This is a genomic window from Labrys sp. WJW (assembly GCF_001676615.1).
GTDB classification, from domain to species: Bacteria; Pseudomonadota; Alphaproteobacteria; order Rhizobiales; family Labraceae; genus Labrys; species Labrys sedimenti.
Genome location: NZ_LYXZ01000004.1, coordinates 102522 through 119230 on the forward strand (window position 1 = coordinate 102522; position 16709 = coordinate 119230).

The following is a 16709-nucleotide window of genomic DNA, read 5'->3' on the forward strand; positions in this document are numbered from 1 at the left end:
GACCATCCTCTTATCGAGGCGGCCCCAGGGGCAAGGTCAAGCCTGCCGGCTTTCCATCATGCCGCGCCGTCTTCCTCGACCTTCAGGATGACGGCGTCCTTGGCCTCGACGGCACGTCCGTCGCTGGTACGAATCTCGAGTTGGATGGCCTGTCCGGTCTCGCGTTCCACCAGGCGCGAATGCGGCTCGCCGGGCGCGAACAGATGCGCCTCGCCGAATTTGCGCAAGGCGACCATCACCGGGAAGAGATCCCGCCCCATTTCGGTGAGGTGATATTCCTGGTGCGCGCCGCCATCCGCTGCCGGCACGGATTTGAGAATTCCCCGAGCGACCAAGGTCTTCAGGCGCTCGGACAGGATATTCTTGGCGATGCCGAGGCTCTTCTGAAACTCGCCGAAACGCGTCAGCCCATCGAAGGCGTCGCGCACGATCAGCAGCGACCACCAGTCGCCGATCACGTCGAGCGAGCGCGCGCTCGGACAATAGTCCCCGGTAAGGCTCTTGCGCTTGACCATCGTCCTGGTTGTTTCCGAATGTCTTTTCAATTTCGGTTGCATCATAAAACTTCATCGTCTATGAGGCAAATGGTTTCATTATTAAACCTATTTGAGATGGAGTTTGCCATGCCCTCGGACGTGGAATTGGGATCCTCCCGGGCCGCGGCATTGAATGACGGTGCGCCACAGCCCTCCATGCTGCTGTCCCGTTCTCTCATTCTGCTTTTTGCGGTGGCGAGCGGCCTTGCCGTCGCCAATGCCTATTTTGCCCACCCCTTGCTCGACGTCATGGCGGACGATCTTGGCCTGTCACGTGCCACCGCCGGCCTGATCGTCGGCGCGACCCAGCTCGGCTATGGCTTAGGCCTCATCCTGCTGGTGCCGATCGGGGATTTGGTCGACCGGCGCAAGTTGGTCATCGGACAGTCTTTGCTCAGCGTGCTCGCTCTCGTCTCGATCGCCTTTGCCTCGAGTGCTGCCATGCTGCTCGCCTCGATGGTCGTGATGGGCCTGCTGGCCGTGGTCACCCAGGCTTTCGTCGCCTATGCCGCCAGCCTGGCACGGCCATCGGCACGCGGCGAGGTGGTCGGTATCGTCACCAGCGGCATCGTGCTCGGCATTCTGCTGGCCCGAACCGTAGCCGGCGTGCTCACCGATCTCTCCGGCTGGCGCACCGTCTATGTCATCTCCGCGGTGGCCACGCTCGTCATCGTCCTGGCCTTGTGGAAGATGCTGCCGGCGCAACAGCGACCAGCGCAGCGCCTGGCCTACCCCAAGCTGATCGCCTCTCTCTTCACCTTGTTCGTGCAGGAACCGGTGCTGCGGATCCGCGCGGTCATCGCCATGCTGATCTTCGCCGATATCACCACGCTGCTGGCGCCCCTGGTGATGCCCCTGAGCGCGCCGCCCTTTTCCTTCTCGCACAGCGTGATCGGCCTGTTCGGCCTGGCCGGCGCGGCCGGGGCCCTCGGGGCCTCCAGGGCGGGACGCTGGACCGATCGCGGCTACGGGCAGCGCGTGACCGGCATCGCACTCGGCCTGATGCTGCTTGCCTGGCTGCCGATCGGGCTGTTGCCCTATTCCATCCTGTGGCTGGTCCTCGGCGTTCTCGTCATCGATTTCGGCCTCCAGGCCGTGCATGTCACCAATCAGGGCATGATCTACCGCGTCAGGCCCGAGGCGCAGAGCCGGCTGACCGCCGGCTATATGGTGTTCTATTCGATCGGCAGTGCCGTCGGCTCGTCGTCCTCGACGGTGGTCTATGCCTATGCCGGCTGGACCGGCGTCAGCCTGCTCGGTGCGGCCATCGCGGCGGCCACCCTGGTGTTCTGGGCGGCAACCCTGGGGGCAACGCCCAAGGAGGCGACGCAGGCGATCGATGCCGCCGAGTAATGGTGTGCGATCGAGGGCTCAGGTCGAATGGCGCCGCTTCAGCTTGCCGAGCAGCGACGTCATTTCCCGCAGGGCCTGCAGCTCGCCGCTGTCCTGGGCAACAGCGCAGCCCTTGCCCCAGACGGCGATCGCCTCCGGCGCATTGCCTGCCTTGGCATGGGCGGCACCAAGCTGCTTGTAGGCGGCGGCATAATCGGGTTTCAGGGCGACGGCTTGCGTGAGGTGCAGGATCGCTCCGGCCGGGTCGCCTTGTTCCAGCCGGGCTCGGCCGAGCGTGAAGCGTGCAAGGGCATTGTCGCGGCCGGAGGCAATCTGCTGTTCGAGGCGGGCGATCAATCCGCCGGAGTCGGCCATGGCTGGGGTTCCTGGATCGAGAGTGTCGACCATCCCGAAAGCGGGGCCGGCCGGTGGTATTGCCGCCGGTGCCAGAGCAGCGGGGCCGTCGTCTTCGCGAGTTCGGTTCCGACGATCGCGCCGGCGATGACGAGATGCGTGGGAACCGACATGCTGCCGATCAATTCGCAATCGAGGGACGCGGCGGCCGAGGACAGGCGTGGGGTGCCGGATTCCCAATTTTGCCAGTCGCCGACGCTGAAGCGATCGATGCCGCCGAGTTTGCCGGCGAAAGCATCGGCGATGGTCTCCTGCTCGCTCGCCAGCATCGCCACGGAAAAACGGCCCGAGGCAAGAATGAGCTCGGCCAGGCGGCATGTCCGGTCGATCGAAACCAGAAGAGATGGCGGTTCGGCCGAAAGGGAAAGCACGGCCGTTGCCGTGCGCCCCTGGCGTTCGCCCTGCCAATGGCCGGCGACGACGCACACTGTCGCCGCAAGGTTCGACATCGTCTCGGCGAATTCCGACCGGTCGATGGGAGGCCGGCGCGGCGACGTCCATGCCATCGGCGTGACGGAGGCGGAACGGTCGATCTCGCGCATGCTACCTTCTCCCGCTCCGCCGGACAGGCCGCAACCAGCCGTCAAAGCGCCGCCAGATTGGCTTCCGCGAACTCGTAATTGGCCAGCTTGTCGAGGAAGTTCGTGACATAGTCGGGGCGCCGGTTGCGGAAGTCGACATAATAGCTGTGCTCCCAGACGTCGAGGCCGAGCAGGGGCGAACCCTCGCCGGTGGCCAGCGGATTGGAGCCGTTCGGCGTCTTGGTCACCTTGAGCTTGCCGTCCTTGCCTGCGATGAGCCAGGCCCAGCCCGAGCCGAACTGCGTGGTCGCCGCCGTCTTGAAGGCTTCCTTGAAAGCCTCGGTGCCGCCGAGATCGGTATCGATCCTGGCCTGCAGCTTGCCGGGAATACCGCCACCATTCGGGCTGAGCGCCTGCCAGAAGTGAATGTGGTTCCAATGCTGGCCGGCATTGTTGAATACCGGTGCCACCTCGGGCCGATCCTTGACCAGGGCGATGATCTCTTCGAGCGTCTTGCCCGCGAGTGCAGGATCCTTTTCCACGAAACCGTTGAGGGCCGTGACATAGGCCTGATGATGCTTGCCGTGATGGAGCTCCAGCGTCTCCTGGCTCATGCCGCGTGCGGCGAGGGCGTTGATGGCATAGGGCAGGGTGGGGAGCGTGAAGGCCATGGTCTTTCTCCATCATCGAAGGACCGCGCTCGCCATCTATGGCCGCGCAATCCATTTTCAAAGTCTTTCCTTTGAAAAACGAATTGGCTCATATGTCAAGCCGGTGGTTGGAAAATCACCGGGCTTCGCCTCGGCATGGCTTCGGAGGCCTGACGTGCAGCCTACTCGCCCGCGTCACGCAGGACTGTCCGGCAGCAGGCGCATTATGTCCTCGAATATCTCCTGCCATTCGGCTTCGGTCATCTGCACGAATTGAAAGCTGTGCAGGAAGAAAATGCCTTCGGAGGCGAGAAAGGCGAGGCGCGCCTTGCGTCCTTCGGGAGAAGAGGGATCGATCGCCGCCAGATAACGGCGGTACCAGGCGCGGGTATCGGCCAGCTGGTCCGGACTCTGGATCAGGGCAGCCAGCATGGCAGCCGAACGGGACGCATCCTTTTCGTCAATATGGCGATTGGCCTCGACATAGGCCCGCACCATGGCGAAAGGACCCGGCTGTTTGGCAGCGAGCCTGGCAACTTCGGCGTCGAAACCTTCGGCCCAGCGCTCCAGCATGGCCTTGAGCAGGCCGTCCTTGGTGCCGAAGCAATATTGCACCCCGCCCTTGGTGATGCCCGCCTCCTTGGCAACCGCATCGATGGTCAGGCCGGCGGGGCCGATGCGCGCCACCACGGCTTCCGCCGCATCGAGAACCTTGTTGCGATCGATGCTGCGGGGACGGCCGAGGCCACTTCTTTCTTTTGTTTCCATACGTATGTATTTATATTGACCGAGTGAGGTGGGCAAGCGGTCCGCTTTGCGCGGACAAGTTTCATTCAACGCTGAACTCGATCATGGCATATCACAATCGCTGGCTGGTTCTCGCAATCGTTTCGAGTGCCCTGTTCCTCATCGTCGTCGACCTGACCGTGCTTTACACGGCGCTGCCGCGCCTGACCCATGACCTGGCCGCGACCGCCTCCGAAAAGCTCTGGATCCTCAATGCCTATCCGCTCGTCGTCGCCGGCCTGCTGCCCGGCTGCGGCACGCTGGGTGATCGCGTCGGTTCCAAGCGGCTGTTCATGGCCGGCCTGATCGCCTTCGGCGCGGCCTCGCTGCTCGCAGCCTTCGCACCCAGTTCGATGGTGCTGATCGCTGCTCGTGCCTTGCTGGCCGTCGGCGCGGCCATGATGATGCCGGCGACCCTCGCCATCATTCGCGTCACCTTCACCAGTGAGAAGGAAAGGGCCTTCGCGATCGGCGTCTGGGCGGCGGTGGCCTCGAGCGGCGCGGCTTTCGGACCCGTGCTCGGCGGCCTGCTGCTCGAGTTCTTCTGGTGGGGTTCGGTCTTCCTGATCAACGTTCCCGTGGTGATCGGAGCCTGGCTGGCGGCTTGGCTGGTGCTGGAAAACCGTCCGGGCCGTGCCACCCATCCTTGGGACCTCGTCGGCTCGCTCCAGATCATGGTCGGGCTGATCGCTACCGCCTATGCCATCAAGGAACTGGGCAAGCGTTCGACGAGCTGGGAGGCCGCGCTTGCGGCGGGGCTCATTGGCGCCCTGGCATTCTTCCTTTTCAGGCGGCGGCAGCGCCGGAGCGAGATGCCGCTGATCGATTTCGGCCTGTTCCGCAATCCCGAATTTGCCGCCGGCGTCATCGTCGCCACCGTCTCCTCGGCGGCCTTGATCGGCGTGGAACTGGTGTTCAGCCAGCATCTGCAGCTGGTGCGCAACCTGTCGCCGCTGCAGGCAGGCCTGCTCCTGCTTCCCATTCCCCTGGCATCGATCGTGGCGGGGCCGCTCGCGGGTCTTGCTCTGCCGCGGCTCGGGGCCCGCCACGTGCTCTGGATGTCGCTGGCGCTGGCCGGTGGTGGCCTTGCTGTCTTCCTGCTGACGCATGACGGAACGGCGGCCCTCTGGCTGACGGCTCTGAGCGCCATGGGGTTCGGCGTCGGGGCGTCGATGTCGGCCGCGTCCAGTGCGATCATGGTCAATGCGCCGGAGGAGCGTGCCGGCATGGCCGCTTCGATCGAGGAGGTCTCCTACGAACTCGGCGGTGCACTTGGGGTTGCCGTGATGGGCACCATCATGTCGGCGATCTACACGGCAATGCTGGTGCTGCCGTCCGACCTGCCGGTTGCCGGTACCGTGCGCGACAGTCTGGACGAGGCCCTGCTTGCGGCCGAAGGCTTGCCCTCGCCCTTGGGCGACATGCTGGCCCGGCTGGCACGCTCGGCCTTCGAGCAGGCCTTTCTCGGCGTGATCGCCGTCTGTTCGCTGCTCTTCCTGCTGACGGCCCTCGTCGTCGGCCTGATGGGCCGCCGTCAGGATCGGCTGGGTGACCGTCAACCGATCGGTTGACGGTCGGGCTTGTTCGCCGGCTTTGCGGCGACGACCTTCTGCTCCCTCAGCTCAAACCACATGGCATTGAGAATGGCGAAGGAGCAGGCGAGGCCGAGCCCGAGGATCCAGGAAAAATACCACATGAGCCGATCTCCTCAGTAGGCGTTGGGGTTGCGGCCGATCGAGTCGGCGGTGACGGGGCCGCGCATCACGCGGAAGACCCAGGTGGTGTAGGCCAGGATCAGCGGCAGGAAGACCGCCGTCGCCAGCAGCATGACGAAGAGCGTCATGTGGCTGGAGGAGGCGTCCCACACAGTGAGGCTGACCCTGGGATCGAGCGAACTCGGCAGCAGGAAGGGAAACAGCGCCAGGCCGGCGGTGGCGATGATGCCGATGATGGCGAGGCTGCTGCCGGCGATCGCAAGCTTGCCCATGCGGGCCGACAGGCCGGCAAAAGCCACCAGCGGCCCGAGCAGGCCGAGGGTCGGTGCCGTCCACATCCAGCCATGGCTGTGGAAGTTGGCGAGCCAGCGGCCCGTTTCGAGCGCGACCGTCTTGCCCAGCGGATTGGAGGGCCCGAACGGATCCTGCTGGCTGGTGACGACATAGCCCTCGATGCCATAGGCGATCCACACGCCACCAAGCCCGAACAGCACCAGGGTCGCCAGGGCGGCAAGGCGGCCATAGGAGCGCGCGCGCTCCGTCATCGGCCCCTGGGTGCGGGCCGAAATCACGGTTGCACCATGGGTGACCAGCATGGCGAGGCTGACCAGCCCGGCAAGCAGCGCAAAGGGCCGCAGCAGGCCGAAGAAGTTGCCGCTATAGGACGGACGCAGCGTGGCATCGAGGCCGAACGGCACGCCCAGCAAGACATTGCCGACGGCGACGCCGAAGATCAGGGCAGGCACGAAGCCGCCGAGGAACAGGGCGCAATCCCACAAAGTGCGCCAGCGCGAATCCTGGAGCTTGCCGCGGAACTTGAAGCCGACGGGACGCAGGATCAAGGCCAGCAAGATGGCGATCATCGCCAGATAGAAGCCGGAAAAGGACGTCGCATAGAGCGCCGGCCAGGCGGCGAAGATCGCGCCGCCGCCGAGGATCAGCCAGACCTGGTTGCCTTCCCAGGTCGGCCCCATCAGGTTGATCAGGATGCGGCGTTCCTCGTCGGTATGGGCGGCAAAGGGCAGCAGGGCTCCGATGCCGAGATCATAGCCATCCATGATGGCAAAGCCGATCAGGAGCACGCCGAGCAAGGCCCACCAGATCAGGCGCAGGGTTTCATAGTCGAGGGGGATCGTGTTCATGGGTACGTATCCTGATCTGGCTCAGCGCGGCGTGCGGGCGAGGGCGGGCTCGGGCAGGGGGCCTGCACCCGCCGGTGCGTCGTCCAGTACGCTATGCTCGGACGGCCCCTTGCGGATGGTCTTCACCATCAGGAAGACCATGACGATGAGCAGGCTGGTATAGAGCGCCAGGAAGAAGCCGAGGCTGATGACGAGATCGGTGAGGGTGAGGCCGGAAGCGGCATAGAAGGTCGGCAGCACGCCCTCGATCGCCCAGGGCTGACGGCCATATTCGGCGACCAGCCAGCCTGCCTCGATCGCCACCCATGGCAAGGGCAGGCTCCACAGGGCCACGCGCAGGAAGGCCCGGTTTTCGCCGAGACGGTGGCGGCAGCTCATCAGGAAGGCGAGGCCGAAGAAGGCGATGAAATAGAAGCCCAGGCCCACCATGACGCGGAAGCTCCAGAACAGCGGCGCCACGCCGGGCACCGTATCCAGGGCTGCGCGCTGGATCTCCTCGGGCGTCCCGTTCTGGATGTCGGGGCGGTAGCGCTTGAGCAGCAGGGCATAGCCGAGATCCGGCCATTGCCTGGCGAAGGCCTCACGGGCGGCCTTGTCGTTCGGGTCCTTGCGGATGGCGTCGAGACTGGCCGAGGCCTGGATGCCGTTGCGGATTCGAACCTCCGCATGCTCGACCAGCGTCCGGATACCCGGCAATTCCTTGTTCAGGCTGCGGGTGGTGATCAGGCCCAGCACCCAGGGAACCTTGACCTCGTAGCGGTTGCCGTCCTTGTCGGGCAGGGCAAAGAGTGTGAGGCCGGCCGGTGCAGGCTCGGTCTCCCACATCGCCTCGATGGCGGCGATCTTCATCTTCTGGTGCTCGGTGGCGACATAGCCGCTTTCATCGCCCAGCACGACGACAGACAGGGCCGAGGCGAGGCCGAAGCTCGCCGCCACCACCATGGAACGGCGGGCAAGCTCGCGATGGCGTCCGCGCAGCAGGAAGAAGGCGCTGATCGCCATCACGAACATCGATCCGGCGACATAGCCGGCGCTGACCGTGTGCACGAACTTGGCCTGGGCGACCGGATTGAAGATGACCGCAACAAAGTCGGTGATCTCCATGCGCATCGTATCGGGATTGAAGACCGAGCCGACCGGGTTCTGCATCCAGCCATTGGCGATCAGGATCCACAGCGCCGAGAAATTGGCGCCCAGCGCGACCAGCCAGGTGACGGCCAGATGCGCCACCTTCGACAGGCGGTCCCAGCCGAAGAAGAACAGGCCGATGAAGGTGGCTTCCATGAAAAAGGCCATCAGGCCTTCGATGGCGAGCGGGGCGCCGAAGACATCGCCGACATAATGGCTGTAGTAGCTCCAGTTCATGCCGAACTGGAATTCCATCACGATGCCGGTCGCCACGCCCATGGCGAAGTTGATGCCGAACAGCGTGCCCCAGAACAGCGTCATCCGGCGCCAGACCGGATTGCCGCTCATCACATAGACGCTCTCCATGATGGCCACCAGGATGGAGAGGCCCAGCGTCAAAGGCACGAAGATGAAGTGATACATGGCTGTCGCCGCAAATTGCAGTCGCGACAGATCGACGATGGTGAAATCAATCATAGACGCCAAACCCGGTCCAACACTGGCATTGCGCCAGTTTCAAGTTTCCCTAAACGGACAACCCGTGGCGGGCATTGATTGAAATCAATGCCCCAAGCAGCCCGCGGCGGCTAAAGATGGTGGGATTGTGCTTCGATTGATTTTGCTTTTTCAAGACAAAATCTAAAGTGTGCAACACTTTGTGCCGCAAGAAGTGAAGTAGATATACTGGCATCAGTGGTGAACTATTGGAGCCCGCGTTGCTTGGAGGTTTCAGATGAGGCCGGTGTGGAGCAGGTAGGAGAGACGTCCGGCACCCGGATCGCGGGAGCATCGAGCAGGGTAGATCGTTCCGCGCTCGCCAATCTCGCCCGCAGCGCGCGGCGCGGACTGGCGATCGCGGCCATCCTGCCGCTTATCTCGGGGGGGCTCCTCATCGCCCAGGCCTATCTGCTGGCTTCGGTGCTGCATCGGGCCGTGGTGGCAGGAGAGGGAATTGCGGCGCTCGGAAGCGCGATCTTCTCGATTGCCGCCTTGATCGCCCTGAGGCTGGGTTTGGCAGCGCTGGGCGAGCAGGCGGGCATCGTCGCGGCCGAGCGCATCAAATTCGATTTGCGTAGCCGGCTTGCAGCGAAATTGTCGGGCGGCTCGCTGGAGTGGTCGGCATCGCGCTCGTCCGGCGCCTTGAGCGCCGCGGTCGTTGACCAGGTCGAGGCACTCGACGGCTTCTTTGCCCGCTTCCTGCCCGCGAGCATACAGGCGGCCGTGCTGCCGCTGGCCTTCGCCGCCGCGGTCATGCCGTTCGATTGGGTGGTGGGGCTGCTCTTCCTGCTGACGGCGCCGCTCATCCCTCTGTTCATGGCGCTGGTCGGCTGGGGAGCGGAGGCGGCGACCAAGGCACAGGCGAATGCTCTGACGAGGCTGTCCGGGCACTTCGCCGATCGCTTGCGCGGCATGACCACGCTGAAGCTGTTCGGCCGTGCCGAGTTCGAAACCCGAGACGTCGAACGGGCGAGCGAGGATCTGCGACGACGCACCCTGCGGGTGCTGCGCATCGCCTTCCTGTCCTCGGCCGTGCTGGAATTCTTCGCGGCCCTCGGCGTGGCCGGCGTGGCGCTCTATGTGGGCCTGACCTATCTAGGATTTGTGGACCTGCGCGGCTCCTCCCTCACATTGCAGGCCGGTTTGTTCTGCCTGTTGATGGCTCCGGAGGTCTATCAGCCGCTGCGCCAGCTCGCCTCCCATTACCACGACAGGGCCTCCGCCAAGGCAGCCATCGCCGAGATCGAGATGCGTTTTGCCGGTCTGCCGGAGGCCGGCGCCGCTGAGCAGACCGTTCCTCTTCCCTCGCCGTCCGGCGGGTTGCCGCTCCGCGTCGAGCACCTGACCATCAGGGTGCCCGATAGCGACCGTGTCCTGCTCGACGATGTCTCCCTGGAGATCGGCGCCGGCCGGCATCTGGCATTGTTCGGCGAAAGCGGCATCGGCAAGTCGAGCCTGCTGGAAACGCTGGCTCGCCTGAGACCGGGGGAGGGCATCCGTATCGCCGGGTTCGACCTCGCTGAGATCGACGAGGCCAGCCTGCGGGCGGGTGTCGCCTTCATCAGCCAGCGCTCACGCGTGTTTCACGGTTCGATCGCCGACAATATCAGGCTGGGCAAGCCTGCCGCCTCGGCCGCGGAAATCGCGCGCGCGGCGGAGCAGGCATGCGTCCTGGATTTTGCCTTGAAACTTCCGGAGGGGCTCGACACCCCGATCGGAGAAGGCGGCGTCGGCCTGTCGGGCGGGGAGGGACATCGGGTGGCCCTGGCGCGCCTGTTCCTACGCGATCCCGGTCTGATTCTCCTGGACGAGCCGACGGCGCATCTGGATGCCGCGACCCAAGCCCGTGTGCTCGACGCGCTGCTCGATTTCGCAGAAGGGCGAACCATGATCGTCGCGACCCATTCGCCCGCCGTGGCCGCCCGGCTTGACGAAGCCTGGCGACTGGCCGGCGGCAAGCTGCTGCCGATGCCCCGTCCCCATGCCGGCAGGCTGCAGAAACAACCGAGGTGGACCGCATGACCGCCTTGCTGTCCTTCTGGCCGTTGTTTCGCCAGCATATCGGCCGTATGGGGCTGGCGCTGATCCTGTCCGTGCTCACCCTCACCGCAGGCGTCGCCCTGCTCTGGGTCTCGGGCTGGTTCCTGACGGCGGCGGCTCTCACCACCGCGGCGACAAGCTTCAACCTGTTTGGTCCGTCCTCCCTGATCCGAGGCCTGTCCCTGATGCGGATCCTTTCGCGCTATGGCGAAAGGCTGGTCGGGCACGACGCGACCTTGCGCCTCCTCTCCGCTCTCCGGGGCTGGCTCTTCGCGCGCCTGTTTCCCCGCATTCCGCTGCCCGCGCGCGATCTCCGGCATGGCGATCTCGTCAGCCGTCTCACGGCCGACGTCGACACCCTCGATACGGTCTTCCTGACGGCGTTCGGCCCCATTCTCACGGCCCTGCTGATCGGGACCGGCATGACGGCCGGGCTTGTTGTTCTGCTGCCGGCCGCCGCCCCGATCTACGCCATGGCGATGATCCTCGCCCTTGCCGGCGTTCCCACCATGTTGATCCTGTTCTCGCGCCGGCTGGGTGCCGAACTGGTGGAAGCCTCGGCTGCGCTGCGTATCGCCATGCTGGATCGCATCGATGGCCATGCCGATCTGGTCGCCTTCGGGGCGGTCGCGGCCGCGAGGCAGGAATTCGACGGAGCCGCCAAGCGGCTTGCCCGTGCCCGGCGTCGTTCGGGGCGGGCTGGCCTGCTGGCCGCGGCGGCTGTTCAGGTTCTGGCCGGGATCGCGCTTGTCGGCGTGCTCTGGTGCGGCATCGAGGCCCTGCGCCGAGCCGAGATCGGCGGTCCTCTGCTCGTCGGGCTGCTGCTCGCGGTGCTCGCCAGTTTCGAGGCGACGGCGATGCTGGTGCGCAGCGTCGCCAAATTCGGCGCTGCCGTCACGGCGGCCGAGAGGGTAAGGGCGATCGCGCAAATAGTACCGGCGATCAGCGATCCCCGACGGCCGGTGGCACTGCCGGGTGGAACGCTCAACGTGAACCAAGTGACCTTCGGCTTCGACCCGGCCCGCCCGGTGCTGCGTGATCTCAGCCTCACGATCGCAGCCGGCGAACGTGTGGCGATCATCGGCGAAAGCGGCAGCGGCAAGTCGACCCTGCTCGCCTTGCTGCTCCGGCTGCATGATCCCCAGGCCGGCTCGATCGCCATGGACGGCACGGATATCCGCACCGTTCGCCAGGCCGATCTTCATGCGCGGATCGCCTTGCTGAGCCAGCACGCACCCGTCTTTCTCGGCTCGCTGCGTGACAATCTGCTGATCGGCCGGGCGGAGGCGAGCGACGCCGAACTCTGGTCGGCGCTCGAAGCCGCGCGGATCGCCGATTTCGTGCGAAGCCTCCCCGAAGGGCTCGATGCCTTCGTTGGAGAATCCGGGCGTACCCTCTCCGTCGGACAAGCGCGGCGGCTCTGCCTCGCCCGTGTCCTGCTGTCACCGGCCGAGATCCTGGTCTTCGATGAGCCGACCACCGGTCTTGATCGCACCATGGAGGCGGGTTTTCTCGCCGATCTCGCAGCCGCCGCCAAGGGCCGCAGCGTCATCCTCGCCACCCATGCGGAGATCCCGGCGGGAGCGGTCGACAGGGTGCTCGCGCTCGTCGACGGTCGCCTGATGCCGATGGAGCTAGCAGGCGGTTGACTGCAAATGCTCGGGTATGCCGATGCCGGCAATGTCGGCCAAGCGGTCCTCGCGCAAAATTTCCACAAGATGGGCGTCGGGCAGGCAGATCAGTCCCTGCATCTTCAGCCTGGTGAAACAGCGGCTGACGGTCTCGATGGTCAGGCCGAGATGGTCGGCGATGTCGGTTCGCGACATTGCCAGCTGCAGCAACCGCCCACGGCGGGGTTGATGGCTGGCCCGGGCATCGAGCATGAGCAGGAAGCTGGCCAGCTTTTCGAGCGGCGCCAGCCGGCCGAGCATGAGCTGACTGTCGTGGGCCTGGCGCAAGGCTGTCCTGGTCATGCGATGGAGCCGTTCCCGCAGGCTCGGGAATTCGTCCATCAGCAGTTCCATCTGGCGGATGGGAAAGGCGCATAGCTTGGAGGCGACGACGGCTTCGGTCGATTGGGAGTGGACGTCGTCGTCGACCAGGCCGAGATAGTCGCCCGGCAGCAGGAATCCGGTGATCTGGCGTCGCCCGTCAGGCAGGTCGATAAACAGCCGCAGCATGCCGGATGCCAGGCAATAGACCTTGCGGCAGGGATCGCCCTGGCGCAGCAGCGTCTGGTTGGGCTGGAGAACCACCGGGCTCATGATGTCGTCGAGACGATGGAGATCTTCCTCGGCCATGGCCGCGCAAAGAGCCTGATGCCGAACGTTGCACGCGCCGCAGGCTGCACAGGCCTTGCGGACCAGCGCGAGAGAAGAGCGGAAACCGGCTGCTGCACCCATGATGAGAACCAATCGCGTTGCGACCACGTCCATGGGGTTAGCAGGCGAGGGCGCCCTGAACGACTGGACATTTCGTCCAGTGGGATCAACAGGAAATTTTGAGATTTGGCCGAGAGTGCAGTCCTAATACAGGAAATAAATACTTCTAATTTGCTAACATAGATGGCGCGCCTCTAAATCGTCTTCGTTCAAAATTCGCGATTGTGCTTCGTGAAAAAGAAAAGTCGGAGAGGGAGCATGGTGGATTACAGCATCTACGATCTTGGCGATGTCGTATTGCAATCCGGGGCCACATTGCGCACGGCCCAATTGGCCTACAAGACCTATGGAACTCTCAATGCAAGGCGCGACAATGCCATCGTCTATCCGACCTGGTATTCCGGCCAGCATTATGAAAACGAATGGCTGATCGGAGAGGGCCTTGCCCTTGATCCCAACCGTTACTTCATCATCGTGCCCAACATGCTCGGCAACGGCCTGTCGAGTTCGCCGAGCAACACGCCCGTACCCTGGAACAAGGCGCGCTTTCCCAAGGTGACGCCCTATGACAACGTTCGCCTGCAGCACAGGCTGGTGACGGAGAAGTTCGGCATCGAGACGCTGCCACTGGTAACGGGCTGGTCGATGGGGGCTGGGCAGACCTATCACTGGGCTGCTCTCTATCCGGACATGGTGCAGCGCATCCTGCCCTTCCAGGGCGCGGCACGCTGCTCGCGTCACAATTTCGTCTTCCTGGAAGGTGTGAAGGCGGCGCTTACGGCCGACGCTGCCTTCAAGGAGGGCTGGTATGATGCACCCCCGACGCGGGGGCTGCGGGCCATGGCCCGCGTCTATGCCGGCTGGGGCTTCAGCCAGGCCTTCTATCGGGAAAGGCTCGACCTCGAGGCGATGGGCTATGCCAGCCTGGAGGACTTCCTGGTGGGGTTCTGGGAAGACATCTTCCTGCCACGCGATGCCAACAACCTCCTGACCATGCTGTGGTGCTGGCAGCATGGCGACATCTCCAAGAACGAACTCTTCCAGGGCGATTTCGAAAAGGCGCTCGGTGCTATCAAGGCCAAGGCTTTCGTCGTGCCGGCATCGACGGACCTCTATTTCCCACCAGAAGACAATATCCATGAGGTCAGGCATATGCCCAACGCTGAATTGCGCCAGATCGACAGCATCTGGGGGCACTTCGCTGGCGGGCCGGGCACTAGTCCGGCCGATGTGAAAACTCTCGACGGTCTCCTCAAAGAACTTCTGGCCAGTTGAGATCGGGAGGTTCTCATGCTGGTAGGCTTGGTTCTGCTCTATGTCGGCGTCGTCCTGTTCCAGAACGGCCTGTGGCTGCTCGGCCGGATCGGCGACAGGGAAGTCGCCTTGCCGAACTTCTTCTCTGGCGCCGTACTGGCCCTCGTCAGCCTCGATCTGGTGGTGGGAGGTTCGCTTACCCTCGGCGCGGTCAAATCCGCCGCGCTGATTCTCTTGTTCGGCATCACTTTCCTCTGGGTCGGCTTCAACCAGATCAACCGCCATGATGGTCGCGGGCTTGGCTGGTATTGCCTGTCCGTGGTCGCCATTCTCGTGCCGATTGCCATAGAAAATTACCGGGTGGCGGCAACCACCTGGGAGCATTGGTTCACGTTGTGCTGGCTGCTTTGGGCCGTTCTCTATGCCATGTTCTTCCTGTTGCTGGTGAGGGGCATGAAGATCGGTCGTCCGACCGGCTGGATGGCATTGTTCAACAGTGTGGTCACCGGTCTTCTCCCCGGTTATCTCTTGCTCGAAGGTCATATGGCATAGTCACCTTGCCTGACCGGCAGAGGAAGTCATGTCGTCGACCTATCTCGATATCCGTTCGTTACGCGCCTTCGTCCTGACGGTCGAAACGGGAAGTCTCACCGAGGCTTCCCGCCGCATGGGACGCACGCAATCGGCCGTGACCCAGCAAATCCAGAAACTCGAGCAAATCATTGGCCGCCCCCTGTTCGACGACACCAGGCGCGCGCTCGAATTGAGCGAGACCGGCACGGTATTCCTGTCCCATGCCCGCCAGATCCTGAGCAGCCACGACGAGTGCCTGGCGCGGTTTGCTCCGACGGTCGCCGAGGAGAAAGTCGTTTTCGGTGTTCCCGATCTCTACGCTACCTTTCTACTGCCGCCGATCCTCAGTGCCTTTCGCCGGGATTATCCGCATATCCGAATCGAACTGCGTTGCGCCCTGTCGAGGCCGCTGGTGGCTCGTGTGCGTGAGGGCAGCGTCGACATCGCCCTGGTGACGCGCATGGACGGCTTCACGGGCGGCCAGGTCGTCGGGCGCGAACAACTGGTCTGGCTGACGGGAGCGACCTCATCGGCCCATTTGGAAGACCCTGTGCCGATGGCTTTGTTGCCGCCCGGCAATATCTATCGCGATTATGCCATCGAGGCGCTCGACCGGGCCGGGCGGAACTGGCGGATCGCCTGCGTCAGCGACAGCATCAGCGGTTTGCAGACAGCCGTGCTGTCGGGAATCGCCGTTACCGTGCTGATCGAGAGCGCCCTGGTCCCGGGGGTGCGGCAACCGCCCGTGCAGGCAGGGTTTCCAACCCTGCCGAGTGTCGACCTCCTGCTTTACCGCTCGGCCACGGAGCAAAGTTCGCCGGCCGTGGAGACACTCCATCGCTATCTGCTCAATCATCTCAGCCTGACGGGCGGCAAATAAGAGGCTAGGCCGCTGCGCGCGGGCCGACGGCCTTGCCGTGCAGAGAAAGTGCCGCCGTCTTCAGGCAGTCGAGATAATGCTGGCGGTTGCGAATGCCGTCCTCGCGCGGAGTGACGAGGCAGAGCGTGGCGGTGCAGCGATCCTGGCCGTCGAAGACGGGCACCGCGAAGCAGTGGGTGAAGCTGTCGACGATGCTGTTGAAGGTGAACTCGCCCGCAGCGGCGGCCTGGCGGACCTCGGCGATGAAATGGCCGGGATCGAGCATGTTGCCATTGGGCAGGCGGAAATCGCCGGGCGGAATGAAATCCCGGATCTCCTCATCGCTCAGATGCGATAGCAGGAGGCGCCCGGATGCCGTCCAGGGAATCGGTACGGCGCGCCCGACATCGGAGGAAATCCGGAAAGGCCGGACTCCCTCCTTCATGCGCACGACGGTGTATTTGTTGCCGTCCAGCATGCAGAACTGGGCGGTCTCGCGCGTCTCTGCCGCAATCTGGGCAAGGACCTTGTCGCATTCGCGCATGAAATCGAAATGGTCTTCATAGGCCGCGCCGAGGAAATAGAGCTTGCGGCCGAGATAGACCCGACCTTCGCCATCCGCATATTCGAGAATGCCGTTGCGCAGGAGAAGGTTGACCAGTTCATAGACTGATGATCGCGGAGCTCCGATACGGGCGGCGATCTCGTTGGGCTTGGTCGGCTCGCGCTTCATCCGCAGGAAATCGAGAATTTCGAAGGCACGATCGAGGCCGCGCGTGCGCCTGGCAATACCTTCGTCGCTGATTGAATCCATTTCCTGCCCTATCTGACCCGCTCGAGCGGGGTGCCGTCCGCCGGATTTTCACTGATGAACCTTACG

17 protein-coding genes are annotated in these 16709 nt (G+C 64.1%); 7 read left to right on the top strand and 10 right to left on the bottom strand.

The window, feature by feature from the left end:
* Positions 1 to 56 precede the first annotated feature (56 nt).
* Positions 57 to 515, bottom strand: a complete 459-nt coding sequence (locus BA190_RS03640) for a helix-turn-helix domain-containing protein (protein ID WP_068282700.1) — start codon at positions 513 to 515, stop codon at positions 57 to 59.
* A 177-nt stretch (positions 516 to 692) separates the two neighbouring features.
* On the opposite strand from BA190_RS03640, the gene BA190_RS03645 reads away from it, so the two are divergent.
* Positions 693 to 1889 (top strand): MFS transporter, encoded by a 1197-nt coding sequence (locus BA190_RS03645; protein WP_068283031.1) that lies wholly within the window; start codon positions 693 to 695, stop codon positions 1887 to 1889.
* 18 nt (positions 1890 to 1907) lie between these two features.
* On the opposite strand, the gene BA190_RS03650 is transcribed toward BA190_RS03645, so the two are convergent.
* The 4 genes from BA190_RS03650 to BA190_RS03665 all read right to left on the bottom strand — a co-directional run bounded on the left by BA190_RS03650 (position 1908) and on the right by BA190_RS03665 (position 4221).
* Positions 1908 to 2243 (bottom strand): tetratricopeptide repeat protein, encoded by a 336-nt coding sequence (locus BA190_RS03650; RefSeq protein ID WP_162275042.1) that lies wholly within the window; start codon positions 2241 to 2243, stop codon positions 1908 to 1910.
* Complete coding sequence (locus BA190_RS03655; protein ID WP_068282703.1) at positions 2222 to 2824, bottom strand: flavin reductase family protein; 603 nt, start codon at positions 2822 to 2824, stop codon at positions 2222 to 2224. Before BA190_RS03655 ends, BA190_RS03650 begins: the two co-directional genes overlap by 22 nt.
* Positions 2825 to 2865: 41 nt before the next feature.
* Positions 2866 to 3474, bottom strand: coding sequence for a superoxide dismutase (locus BA190_RS03660; RefSeq protein ID WP_068282706.1), 609 nt, complete (start codon positions 3472 to 3474; stop codon positions 2866 to 2868).
* 174 nt (positions 3475 to 3648) lie between these two features.
* On the bottom strand, positions 3649 to 4221 hold the full coding sequence (locus BA190_RS03665) for a TetR/AcrR family transcriptional regulator (RefSeq protein ID WP_068282709.1): 573 nt from the start codon (positions 4219 to 4221) through the stop codon (positions 3649 to 3651).
* Positions 4222 to 4304: 83 nt separating this feature from the next.
* Between BA190_RS03665 and BA190_RS03670 the strand changes: the two genes are divergently transcribed.
* Entirely contained in the window at positions 4305 to 5810 is a 1506-nt protein-coding gene (locus BA190_RS03670) for an MFS transporter (RefSeq protein ID WP_068282712.1), read from the top strand.
* Here the strand turns inward: BA190_RS03670 and cydX are convergent.
* Genes cydX through BA190_RS03685 form a run of 3 tightly spaced genes read right to left on the bottom strand, consistent with a single transcriptional unit; the run spans position 5795 to position 8701 of the window.
* Positions 5795 to 5935: a cytochrome bd-I oxidase subunit CydX gene (gene cydX, locus BA190_RS03675; RefSeq protein WP_068282715.1), complete on the bottom strand. Its 141-nt coding sequence runs from the start codon at positions 5933 to 5935 to the stop codon at positions 5795 to 5797. The two genes, BA190_RS03670 and cydX, sit on opposite strands and share 16 nt — an antisense overlap.
* A 12-nt stretch (positions 5936 to 5947) precedes the next feature.
* Positions 5948 to 7096 carry a cytochrome d ubiquinol oxidase subunit II gene (cydB, locus tag BA190_RS03680; protein ID WP_068282718.1) on the bottom strand — a complete coding sequence of 383 codons (1149 nt, stop codon included), beginning with the start codon at positions 7094 to 7096 and terminating at the stop codon, positions 5948 to 5950.
* A gap of 21 nt (positions 7097 to 7117) precedes the next feature.
* Entirely contained in the window at positions 7118 to 8701 is a 1584-nt protein-coding gene (locus tag BA190_RS03685) for a cytochrome ubiquinol oxidase subunit I (RefSeq protein ID WP_068282721.1), read from the bottom strand.
* A 243-nt stretch (positions 8702 to 8944) separates the two neighbouring features.
* Between BA190_RS03685 and cydD the strand changes: the two genes are divergently transcribed.
* Positions 8945 to 10744, top strand: coding sequence for a thiol reductant ABC exporter subunit CydD (gene cydD, locus BA190_RS03690; protein WP_245314534.1), 1800 nt, complete (start codon positions 8945 to 8947; stop codon positions 10742 to 10744).
* Positions 10741 to 12411, top strand: a complete 1671-nt coding sequence (gene cydC, locus BA190_RS03695; RefSeq protein ID WP_156771349.1) for a thiol reductant ABC exporter subunit CydC — start codon at positions 10741 to 10743, stop codon at positions 12409 to 12411. Before cydD ends, cydC begins: the two co-directional genes overlap by 4 nt.
* On the opposite strand, the gene BA190_RS03700 is transcribed toward cydC, so the two are convergent.
* Positions 12397 to 13164 carry a Crp/Fnr family transcriptional regulator gene (locus BA190_RS03700; RefSeq protein WP_082979442.1) on the bottom strand — a complete coding sequence of 256 codons (768 nt, stop codon included), beginning with the start codon at positions 13162 to 13164 and terminating at the stop codon, positions 12397 to 12399. The two genes, cydC and BA190_RS03700, sit on opposite strands and share 15 nt — an antisense overlap.
* Before the next feature lie 237 nt (positions 13165 to 13401).
* On the opposite strand from BA190_RS03700, the gene BA190_RS03705 reads away from it, so the two are divergent.
* From BA190_RS03705 to BA190_RS03715, 3 genes are read left to right on the top strand one after another with little or no spacing between them, the layout of a single operon-like run.
* Positions 13402 to 14418 carry an alpha/beta fold hydrolase gene (locus BA190_RS03705; RefSeq protein WP_068282727.1) on the top strand — a complete coding sequence of 339 codons (1017 nt, stop codon included), beginning with the start codon at positions 13402 to 13404 and terminating at the stop codon, positions 14416 to 14418.
* A 15-nt stretch (positions 14419 to 14433) separates the two neighbouring features.
* On the top strand, positions 14434 to 14949 hold the full coding sequence (locus BA190_RS03710; protein ID WP_068282730.1) for an AmiS/UreI family transporter: 516 nt from the start codon (positions 14434 to 14436) through the stop codon (positions 14947 to 14949).
* Positions 14950 to 14977: 28 nt separating this feature from the next.
* A complete protein-coding gene (locus tag BA190_RS03715; protein ID WP_068282732.1) occupies positions 14978 to 15850 on the top strand; it encodes a LysR family transcriptional regulator in 873 nt (290 codons plus the stop codon).
* A 4-nt stretch (positions 15851 to 15854) separates the two neighbouring features.
* On the opposite strand, the gene BA190_RS03720 is transcribed toward BA190_RS03715, so the two are convergent.
* Positions 15855 to 16643 carry an IclR family transcriptional regulator gene (locus BA190_RS03720; protein ID WP_068282735.1) on the bottom strand — a complete coding sequence of 263 codons (789 nt, stop codon included), beginning with the start codon at positions 16641 to 16643 and terminating at the stop codon, positions 15855 to 15857.
* Between the last annotated feature and the right edge of the window lie 66 nt (positions 16644 to 16709).

What these genes read in the sequence shown, in the direction of transcription:
- BA190_RS03640 (WP_068282700.1), bottom strand. Translation starts at nt 515, where the DNA reads ATGGTCAAGCGCAAGAGCCTTACCGGGGACTATTGTCCGAGCGCGCGC.
- BA190_RS03645 (WP_068283031.1), top strand. Translation starts at nt 693, where the DNA reads ATGCTGCTGTCCCGTTCTCTCATTCTGCTTTTTGCGGTGGCGAGCGGC.
- BA190_RS03650 (WP_162275042.1), bottom strand. Translation starts at nt 2,243, where the DNA reads ATGGCCGACTCCGGCGGATTGATCGCCCGCCTCGAACAGCAGATTGCC.
- BA190_RS03655 (WP_068282703.1), bottom strand. Translation starts at nt 2,824, where the DNA reads ATGCGCGAGATCGACCGTTCCGCCTCCGTCACGCCGATGGCATGGACG.
- BA190_RS03660 (WP_068282706.1), bottom strand. Translation starts at nt 3,474, where the DNA reads ATGGCCTTCACGCTCCCCACCCTGCCCTATGCCATCAACGCCCTCGCC.
- BA190_RS03665 (WP_068282709.1), bottom strand. Translation starts at nt 4,221, where the DNA reads ATGGAAACAAAAGAAAGAAGTGGCCTCGGCCGTCCCCGCAGCATCGAT.
- BA190_RS03670 (WP_068282712.1), top strand. Translation starts at nt 4,305, where the DNA reads ATGGCATATCACAATCGCTGGCTGGTTCTCGCAATCGTTTCGAGTGCC.
- cydX (WP_068282715.1), bottom strand. Translation starts at nt 5,935, where the DNA reads ATGTGGTATTTTTCCTGGATCCTCGGGCTCGGCCTCGCCTGCTCCTTC.
- cydB (WP_068282718.1), bottom strand. Translation starts at nt 7,096, where the DNA reads ATGAACACGATCCCCCTCGACTATGAAACCCTGCGCCTGATCTGGTGG.
- BA190_RS03685 (WP_068282721.1), bottom strand. Translation starts at nt 8,701, where the DNA reads ATGATTGATTTCACCATCGTCGATCTGTCGCGACTGCAATTTGCGGCG.
- cydC (WP_156771349.1), top strand. Translation starts at nt 10,741, where the DNA reads ATGACCGCCTTGCTGTCCTTCTGGCCGTTGTTTCGCCAGCATATCGGC.
- BA190_RS03700 (WP_082979442.1), bottom strand. Translation starts at nt 13,164, where the DNA reads ATGGGTGCAGCAGCCGGTTTCCGCTCTTCTCTCGCGCTGGTCCGCAAG.
- BA190_RS03705 (WP_068282727.1), top strand. Translation starts at nt 13,402, where the DNA reads ATGGTGGATTACAGCATCTACGATCTTGGCGATGTCGTATTGCAATCC.
- BA190_RS03710 (WP_068282730.1), top strand. Translation starts at nt 14,434, where the DNA reads ATGCTGGTAGGCTTGGTTCTGCTCTATGTCGGCGTCGTCCTGTTCCAG.
- BA190_RS03715 (WP_068282732.1), top strand. Translation starts at nt 14,978, where the DNA reads ATGTCGTCGACCTATCTCGATATCCGTTCGTTACGCGCCTTCGTCCTG.
- BA190_RS03720 (WP_068282735.1), bottom strand. Translation starts at nt 16,643, where the DNA reads ATGGATTCAATCAGCGACGAAGGTATTGCCAGGCGCACGCGCGGCCTC.